12 protein-coding genes and 1 pseudogene are annotated in these 7,340 nt (G+C 69.4%); 4 read left to right on the top strand and 9 right to left on the bottom strand.

The genetic code is table 11. The features are described 5' to 3' along the window. Positions 1 to 438 (top strand): hypothetical protein (locus tag VNF71_02705; protein HVA73460.1); only part of this gene is annotated, 438 nt, incomplete at its 5' end. Between the two features lie 165 nt (positions 439 to 603). Here the strand turns inward: VNF71_02705 and VNF71_02700 are convergent. Next, positions 604 to 780, bottom strand: a complete 177-nt coding sequence (locus VNF71_02700) for a hypothetical protein (GenBank protein HVA73459.1) — start codon at positions 778 to 780, stop codon at positions 604 to 606. A gap of 194 nt (positions 781 to 974) precedes the next feature. After that, entirely contained in the window at positions 975 to 1,253 is a 279-nt protein-coding gene (locus VNF71_02695) for a hypothetical protein (GenBank protein HVA73458.1), read from the bottom strand. Between the two features lie 220 nt (positions 1,254 to 1,473). Between VNF71_02695 and VNF71_02690 the strand changes: the two genes are divergently transcribed. Then, the gene (locus VNF71_02690; GenBank protein ID HVA73457.1) at positions 1,474 to 1,830 is read left to right on the top strand and encodes a hypothetical protein; all 357 of its coding nucleotides are present in this window, start codon (positions 1,474 to 1,476) and stop codon (positions 1,828 to 1,830) included. A gap of 332 nt (positions 1,831 to 2,162) precedes the next feature. On the opposite strand, the gene VNF71_02685 is transcribed toward VNF71_02690, so the two are convergent. The 4 genes from VNF71_02685 to VNF71_02670 form a co-directional block, all read right to left on the bottom strand. Beyond that, positions 2,163 to 2,309, bottom strand: a complete 147-nt coding sequence (locus VNF71_02685; GenBank protein ID HVA73456.1) for a hypothetical protein — start codon at positions 2,307 to 2,309, stop codon at positions 2,163 to 2,165. Between the two features lie 283 nt (positions 2,310 to 2,592). Further along, positions 2,593 to 3,090, bottom strand: coding sequence for a hypothetical protein (locus tag VNF71_02680; protein ID HVA73455.1), 498 nt, complete (start codon positions 3,088 to 3,090; stop codon positions 2,593 to 2,595). Between the two features lie 294 nt (positions 3,091 to 3,384). Next, the gene (locus tag VNF71_02675; GenBank protein ID HVA73454.1) at positions 3,385 to 3,522 is read right to left on the bottom strand and encodes a hypothetical protein; all 138 of its coding nucleotides are present in this window, start codon (positions 3,520 to 3,522) and stop codon (positions 3,385 to 3,387) included. A gap of 7 nt (positions 3,523 to 3,529) precedes the next feature. Further along, positions 3,530 to 3,775 carry a hypothetical protein gene (locus VNF71_02670; protein HVA73453.1) on the bottom strand — a complete coding sequence of 82 codons (246 nt, stop codon included), beginning with the start codon at positions 3,773 to 3,775 and terminating at the stop codon, positions 3,530 to 3,532. 345 nt (positions 3,776 to 4,120) lie between these two features. On the opposite strand from VNF71_02670, the gene VNF71_02665 reads away from it, so the two are divergent. Further along, the gene (locus VNF71_02665) at positions 4,121 to 4,348 is read left to right on the top strand and encodes a hypothetical protein (GenBank protein ID HVA73452.1); all 228 of its coding nucleotides are present in this window, start codon (positions 4,121 to 4,123) and stop codon (positions 4,346 to 4,348) included. Positions 4,349 to 4,921: 573 nt separating this feature from the next. Here the strand turns inward: VNF71_02665 and VNF71_02660 are convergent. Further along, positions 4,922 to 5,330 (bottom strand): annotated as a pseudogene (locus VNF71_02660) (nuclear transport factor 2 family protein). Positions 5,331 to 5,380: 50 nt separating this feature from the next. Here VNF71_02660 and VNF71_02655 point away from each other — a divergent pair. Beyond that, a complete protein-coding gene (locus VNF71_02655) occupies positions 5,381 to 5,716 on the top strand; it encodes a YciI family protein (protein ID HVA73451.1) in 336 nt (111 codons plus the stop codon). A gap of 868 nt (positions 5,717 to 6,584) precedes the next feature. On the opposite strand, the gene VNF71_02650 is transcribed toward VNF71_02655, so the two are convergent. Next, the gene (locus VNF71_02650; protein ID HVA73450.1) at positions 6,585 to 7,007 is read right to left on the bottom strand and encodes a response regulator; all 423 of its coding nucleotides are present in this window, start codon (positions 7,005 to 7,007) and stop codon (positions 6,585 to 6,587) included. 104 nt (positions 7,008 to 7,111) lie between these two features. Further along, a partial coding sequence (locus VNF71_02645; GenBank protein ID HVA73449.1) for a helix-turn-helix domain-containing protein occupies positions 7,112 to 7,340 on the bottom strand: 229 nt, incomplete at its 5' end.

Raw genomic sequence — 7,340 nt, 5'->3', positions numbered from 1 at the left:
CACTGGGGGGAGTTGAGCCTGGTGCTGGAGGCACGCGATGGCGCCTGGTGGGACGCCGGCAAGGTGGGCCTCGGGCCGCCGCCACTCGAGACGGCGGAGGGCTGGCTCGTCATGTACCACGGCACGCATCAGACCGCCTCCGGTCCGATCTACCGCGTGGGTCTGGCCCTCCTCGACCTCGACGACCCACGCCTCGTCCACCATCGCACCGACGAGTGGGTCATGAGCCCCACCGAACCCTACGAGGTGATGGGCGACGTCGGCAGGGTCGTCTTTCCCACCGGTTGGATCCACGACGAGGCGACCGATGAGCTGCGCGTGTACTACGGCGCGGCCGATACGTCTATCGGCCTCGCGACCGCCCGCTTCGCGGACGTCCTCACGTACCTGCGCAGCTGTCCGTCACCCCATCGGCGCCGTCATACCGACGAGCCCTGACTGCGACCCATCGTGGATCCGTTCTCGCCCCCGGAAGCGAGACCCGGCCACCCGGCCCTGGGCGGGATGGCGACTCCGAGGTCCCGGCAACATTCGGGGAGGGCGTGAGACGCGATCTCAACCGCGAAGCGCCCGGTGTGCAACAGGGCGAGCGGCGAGCCCGCCTCAGGCAGCCTGGGGGCCTCGGGTACCAGGCCAGCCGTCGCAGCGTCCCTCGCGGCGCATCTCCTCGGCGAACACGGGCGTGCAGTCCTCGCACGGGCTGACGGCCCGGTGCGCGCGCCCCTGCAGGGCCGCCCGCTGGTTCGCCTCGCTCCAGCGGGCGAACTCCTCCTTCGTCATGCAGGCGGGCCAGCCGCCAGTAGGTGACGCAGGAACCGGCGCCCCATGCGCCTGGCCCGAGGCTGATGGATCTCTCACCGATGCAGCCCTTGGCATGGACGCGCCACCGACGGTGGCTTCTGTGATGCAGCAGACGGGCCGCTGCGCTCGATGACGCGTTCAGGGGCGCGGGGATGTCCCATGCCTACTTCGTCCTAGAGCCCGTGCTCTTCGGCACGTAGTCGAAGAAGCGCTCCGAGACGCCACCAGCCGTCCACGTCGCGTGCAGGCGGGCGTCGGTCGACGCGGCGGAGTGCGGCAAGCAGCGTGTGGTTGAGGTCGCGGGCGGTCGCGCCGTGCAACGGGGCTACCACGTGGAAGCCCTCCGTGGTGCCGGTGATCTCCCCGCGCACGAGCTGACGCAGCACAGGCTCGATGGCTGCAGGATCGGCCATGCTCACGTCGGCGACGAGTTCGTAGGTGCGCCGGACCATGTCCGGATTCTGCGCCGTAGAGGCCCCGCACGTGTCGGCCAATACGATCCCTCGCGCGGGTGTGTGACCAAGGCGCTGGTGGCTGAGGGCTGACTCACCGGCGCGCCCAGTGGGCCGCCTTGACGGCTGGCTGTCCGTACGCTGTGGGCAAGGACGCACCAGCGCGCACCCACCGAGCGTGTCGAGGTCGAGCTGGTCGTGAGCAGGTGCCCGCGCTTTCGTGATCGGCCTGTTCGCGGTCCTGGTGGCGCTGCTGCTGGCCACCGCGGCATGCACGGGTGGCGCGCCCAGCAGCGTCTCCAGCCCCACCCCACCGGGAGCGGCGATCGCGCGGCGAGCATCGGCACCGACGCCCAGGCTCACGTCGAAACCCGCGGTTGCCTGCCGGTCCGGCGATGGGACCGCCACGTCTACCACCACGGAGGTACCCGCTGGATGGCTGGCCGGGCACGGCCTCGCGATCGGAGGTCCCACCCGCGAGGTCGCTGTGCCGGTAACCGAGCAGCCCACAGCCGGGTGGAGGCGGCCCGGCGACCGAGCGGTCATCCGGTCCGGGAACTGGTCTCCGCGCGTCTGATCTGGTCGGAGCGAATGGAGTAGCGCCGACACTTTACGGGTGAAAGTTCGGATCGCCTCCCAGCGCCCCATGCGCCGCCTCGCCGTCGTTGGCTGAGCGTCTCCCGGACCCGGGCGGCCCGTCGGTCCTCCGGGGTGAAGGATCGCGCCTGGACGTGGCTCTCCCGCGGTAACGGGCCTGGCAAGACCCCAGGGGCAGGGAGCCATGCCCGTCTTCCATGCTCTTGAAGAGCGGGCCGCCTGGTTCATCCTGGCGTTCCGGGACCGCCTGAGGCCCTATCACCTTACCGCGTTGAGAGACCATGACCGGCGGCTGAGGAAGTATCGGCTCACTCACTTCCCCTTCTTCTTCCCCTTCTTCCCGCCCTTCTTCGCAGCCTTCTCGGCGGTCAACGCCTTGGCGACGATCTTCGAGGGATTGGGCCTCTTGGGCGGGAGCGGGTCCACGACGTCCGGAGGCGGATCCTTCTTCTTCGGCACTGATTACCTCTTCTTTGTCGGTGGTGGTGGTCCCGTCCGCATCGCTGGCTTGCTGGGTTCGGCCTCGCCGGCGGTGCAGGCACAACGGAGCCCGGCTTCGAAGGCGAGGCCGGGCTCGTTCATCGACGGTTCCCATCACGCGGCGGCGGAGGCTGGCGCCATGGCGGCGTCGGGCCGCCTCGCTCCTCGGACTTCGACGGGTTGGGCCTTACCGGCGGAGACGGGTCGACGGGGCGCGGCGGCTCCTGCCGATGCTGAGGCGGATGTTCGTCTGGCATCTTGCTCACCTGAGCGCGATCGCTATGAGCCAAGCCATTGTCTCACCGACGAGAGCGAGTGCGGCGAACGTGAAGAGGCGATAGCGCTCGTCGAGGAGCTGCTTGTTGGACTCCCAGTCGACCTCGAGATACCACGCGAGCGACCGATAGAGCTCCGCCACCGAGGCGGGAGGGTCCGCTTCGATGTAGTCACGCAGGAGGTTCTTCGTCCCGACCGAGAAGGCCCACCCCTGTGTTGGCAGAAGCACGAAGACAACCGGCGCGACGGTCGCGAGAAGGAGGGCCGCGGCGACGAAGGAGACGAGGGATGTCGAACCTGGCTGGAGCGCAGAAGGGCCGAGGAATCCCGTGATGATGGCCGCGGCGCTCAGGAGTATGCCGGACCTAGTCCGGATCTCGTCAACGCTTGCGCGCTGGCCCTCGATGGCTCGAACTGACTCCTCGAACGCGACCTTATACGCGTCGACATCACCTAGAGGGTGGGGGTTCGCCTGCTCGGCCATCACCCGAAGGGTACGACCCGCGATCGACCGATGCTTGGGTTCCCCGGCGGCCCCCGGCCACGGCCGGCATATTCCGAAAGGGCAACCCCGCGCCGACGCGTGATCCGTGCCGCGGTAGCCCGGCGTCGAACACCTGCCAGAAGGTGGTCCATCCGGCGCGCTCAGAGCCGGGCCGTGGCCACCGCGCGCAGGTTCGCGCTTCGGGGGCGACAACGAGGGGGTCGTGCTCGCGGTTCTTCCGTCGCTGCGGCCAGACGGCGCAAGCCACGACGACCGCGTCTGACGGGCCGAGGGTCAGGGCAGTCCGCCGACTTGGTGGAGGATGCCCGGGGCGTGGGGGGCCATCACCCATATCCAGGCGAGCGCGATCAGCGCCACCAGCACGAGCAGGAGGAGCACGGCGATCGCCTGCCGCCCCAGCCGTCGGACCATGCGACGGTCAGTGGCCGCCGGGGGCAAACGCACCGAACGCGAACGTCCCCTTCTCGAGGTCCTTGCGCGCCTGCTCTCGCTCGGCGTCGCTCTGACGCTCGCGACCGCCGCCGCGGGCGCGCTCGGCACAGAACGAGCACAGCCAGACGAGGGATCCATCGGCCTGCGCAACGTCGAGCCGGTCCGAGAAGAGGGGCGTTCCCGCCGAGGTGTCCTCACCACACGAGAAACACGGCTCCGACTGCTTGGTCACCGTCCTGGGTTCCTTCGCTGCTGCCTTGGACGCTGACCCGAACGTAGAGGTGGATCGTCTTGCGGTCAAGTTCCGTTCGTCCCGTCAGGCTCGGTCACGGAGCGCAACTCCCAGCGCGCCGCGCCAGATCAGCGATCCGCGACCCCATTTGCCTCAGCTCTGCGCGACATGACCGCGCGGGTAGACCGGACTGAAATGTGGTCGTTGCGGGGTCGCGCGCGTCGTCTTGTCTCGCGCGCCTTGACCTACACTGAGGATGCGGCACCTCTGGCAGGCCGACTGCCGACACTCCGGTTGATGTCACTCGGCTTCGGTGAGCTGGCCGGGGACGCGGGGACATGACGCGTGACCGTCAGCGGGCAAGGCGACCTCAACTGGTGGGTCCCCGGCGGACTCCTGCTTGTGGCCGTCGTGGTATGGGCGGTTGCCTGGCGGCTGACCGGCCGGCCCCAGCCCGGCGACGGCAGCAGTGGGCGCCTTCGTCGCGTCGCCCGGGCCGTGCTCCTGGCGATCGCCGTGGTGTTTCTGGCGATGTTCCTGTATACGGTCTTCGCGCCGACCCGCGTGAGCTGATCTGAGGGGCAGCCTCGGATTCGAACCGAGGTCGTTCCGGCTCTTGCAGCCACGCGGTCGCACGGCGCATCGTGAGCTTGGTGAGCGAAGCCGACGCTGCTGGACGTCGCGCTGGCCGCGGGTCTCCCCGACAGCCCGGTGGAGGGCGACGAGGTGGGCGGGCAGTAGCCTGCCACCGCCAGGAGACTCGCCGAAAACAGGGGCGGGTTCCACCGATCGTCGCAACACCATGGTAGGTGCCGTGTCGATCGGAAGGTGGACCCATGGCGCCGTGGGCCAGGCCAGCGTTGACGGGCGAGCAGACGCGAGAGCTGTGGTCCCGCTGGAAGGCCGGCCAGTCGCTCAGCGAGATCGGGCGGGCCCTCGGGCGAGGCACTGCGGGTTGCTGCTCTGGGATGTAAGGCGTGATCGAGCAGGAACGCGGTGAACCCGACGATGTGGCGATGCAGGCCGTGCTCCTGCCGGGTGGCGTGCTCCTGCGCTCAGGGTCGGAGGCGTGGTTCGGCGCGGCGGTCGTCCCCTGACGGCGGGCCTGCGACGGATATGACCGGACGCTCGGCGGTGTCGTCGCCGTCAGGCCGCCGGTCGCTGTGGGGTCTGATCGACACACTCGTAGAGCGCGTTCACGATGAGCCAGTTCCCGCCGAATCTGGCGAGGTGCAGGTACTCGATGAATGGCTGCGACGCCACCTTGACGGTGGCCATGTCGCGAAAGGCGTCGAGTACGGTCACTTCCTGCCCGGGGCGTGAACCTCGTTCCCTCCCCGCTCGCCGTTGCCGTGATCAGGAGTTCCGCTGGGTCCTCCGCCAGATCCAACAACCCCGTCGAGGGGTCACGCACGCTGCGTTTCGAAAGGGCCGGGTGAAGAACGCTGCGCATCCGTTCACCGTCGCCCGCGAACCACGATTGGAAGTATTCGGTGGCCGTCTCGGTGATTGCCTTGAGGTCGGCCGGCGAGATCGCCCCGGTTCCCGTCTCCATCGCTCCCTCCTGCCCCGTGGGATAGTGTCCCACGGGGACGAGCGGCGCCCATGGGCGCGATGAGGACCAGCAGCGGCAAGGACCGTCGGGCCAGCGTCGAAGGGGGACCTATGAAGTACGTGCTGTTCTACGAGTCGGCCGACGATGTCGGAGCGAAGGCCGCACCGCACTTCGCCGCCCACCGGGCGCGCTGGGCCGAGTTCCAGGCCAGCGGCAGTCTGCTCATGATCGGCACCTTCGGCAGCCCGCAGGACGAGGGCTCGATGGCCATCTTCACGAGTCGCGACGCCGCCGAGGAGTTCGCGCGGGGCGACCCCTTCGTGGTCCACGGCGTGGTCCGCCGTTGGTACGTCCGCGAATGGAACGAGGCGCTCAGCGAGCCGTGAGCCGAATGGGGCGGCGGGACGACGTGCCCGACCGCCCAGCTGTCCCGACTGCGGGGTCCGACTGCGGGGTCCGCAGGCCCCCATCCCCGGTCCCCTGCGTTCGTGGCACGCGGCGCGCGCCGTCGATCCCGGTCGCTCGGCACTGGCCCATGCGACGGGGCAGCCGATCCGGCTCTGGCACCTGTAACGTGCCTGCTTCGGTCGAACCGGCAGCCGGGACGGAAGAGCTCACCATTCCACCCAGGCCGCACCAGCTCCGGAAGCGCCACCGCGTCGGCGGCGATGACCGGGCCGACGGCTGATAGGGCCTGGAGGGTCGCGAGTCCGGCAACCGCGATCTCCGTGGCCCACTCGCGACGAATGGCCCGAAGTACCTGCGCTGGGCGCTCATCGAGGCCGCGACCCACGCCGCGCGCGATCCCCGCTATCGGGACCGTTACGAACGCACCAAGCGCCGCCTCGGCCGCCAGCGCGGCAGCAAGATGGCGCGCGTCGAGGTCGCCCGGCAGCTGGCCGCCGCCACCTGGCACGTGCTCACCAAGAACGAACTCTTTGCCCCGGCAGGCGCCACTATGGCCCTGGTCGCAGGTCGACCCTGATCGAGGGCCGTCGGGTGCAGCCTCCCACCAGACCTTGTCCTTCCTGACTGAGAAGGCGATAGCGAGATGAGCGCTGCTCGATCCTGCTGCCAGCCTGCTGGCCCGTGAGCCATTCCCTGAGGTCGATCATCATGATTAGCCCCTTGACGGCCGGGCTCCCTTTCATAGAGGGCCATGGTGTGGGGGCGAGACAGGCGCCGGGTGAGCATCCACAAGGGCGGTGCGGCCCTAACTTCGGGCGGCGCGGCTGCCAACGGGCCTGCGCGGCGTCAGGGCAAGATGGGTGCCCAAGGCTCCCGACTGATGACGATGGCGCGCGCGAGCAGTTCCTCGGGCGAGAAGGGCATCGTCAAGATGTCGTCCACCCCGAGAGCAAACGCCCGCAGCTTCGTCTGTAGGTCGCCGCGACGCGTGAGGCCAAGGATCGGCGTCCCGCTCCGCTGCTGCAGGCTGTTCGAGGCGCCGAGGCGCCGGAGCAGGGCCGCGCTGTCAGCGCGGTCCATGTCGACCACGGCAAGCTGTGGGCGCCACCCGCGGAGGATCGCCTCTGCCTCCGCCAGGTTCCTCGCGGTCCGCACCGCGAATAGGCCGTGATTGAGCGTCAGCTCGATGAGGCCCGCGACCGCCGGTTCATCCTGCAGCACGAGTGCGCGGCGCGCCCGGTGCCCTCGCTTCTCCTTGGCGTCGGTCACGGCCCAGCCCCCGAAGCGCCACAGAACGCCCGGATCCCCCTTCGGTCCGGGGCCCGTTGCCCGCGCCCCACGGCAGGGGACGTAAAGGTAGTGTCACCCCTCCGTCATGACGTCTGGTCATCTCGGCTCAGGGTCGCGCCGGCGTCCCAGCCGAGATTGGAGAAGGTGGGGATGAAGCGGTAGCCCTTGCCGGGCACCGTGGCGATGAAGCGGGGATGGCGGTAGTCGTTCTGCAGCTTGCTGCGCAGGGCCCGGATGTGGCGGTCGACCACGTTGCTCTCCGACACGAAGTCGGTGCCCCAGACGGCGTCGAGGATCTCGTCGCGCGTGACC

This window comes from Acidimicrobiales bacterium (assembly GCA_035533095.1).
GTDB lineage: Bacteria > Actinomycetota > Acidimicrobiia > Acidimicrobiales > Palsa-688 > DATLUM01.
The sequence above is the reverse complement of the archived record's forward strand: the minus strand, read 5'-3'. Positions and strand labels throughout refer to the sequence as shown.

Bases quoted from the DNA above. Each gene is read 5' to 3' on its own strand.
- VNF71_02700 (HVA73459.1), bottom strand. From the start codon at position 780: ATGACGAAGGAGGAGTTCGCCCGCTGGAGCGAGGCGAACCAGCGGGCG.
- VNF71_02695 (HVA73458.1), bottom strand. From the start codon at position 1,253: ATGGTCCGGCGCACCTACGAACTCGTCGCCGACGTGAGCATGGCCGAT.
- VNF71_02680 (HVA73455.1), bottom strand. From the start codon at position 3,090: ATGGCCGAGCAGGCGAACCCCCACCCTCTAGGTGATGTCGACGCGTAT.
- VNF71_02675 (HVA73454.1), bottom strand. From the start codon at position 3,522: ATGGTCCGACGGCTGGGGCGGCAGGCGATCGCCGTGCTCCTCCTGCTC.
- VNF71_02655 (HVA73451.1), top strand. From the start codon at position 5,381: ATGGGCGCGATGAGGACCAGCAGCGGCAAGGACCGTCGGGCCAGCGTC.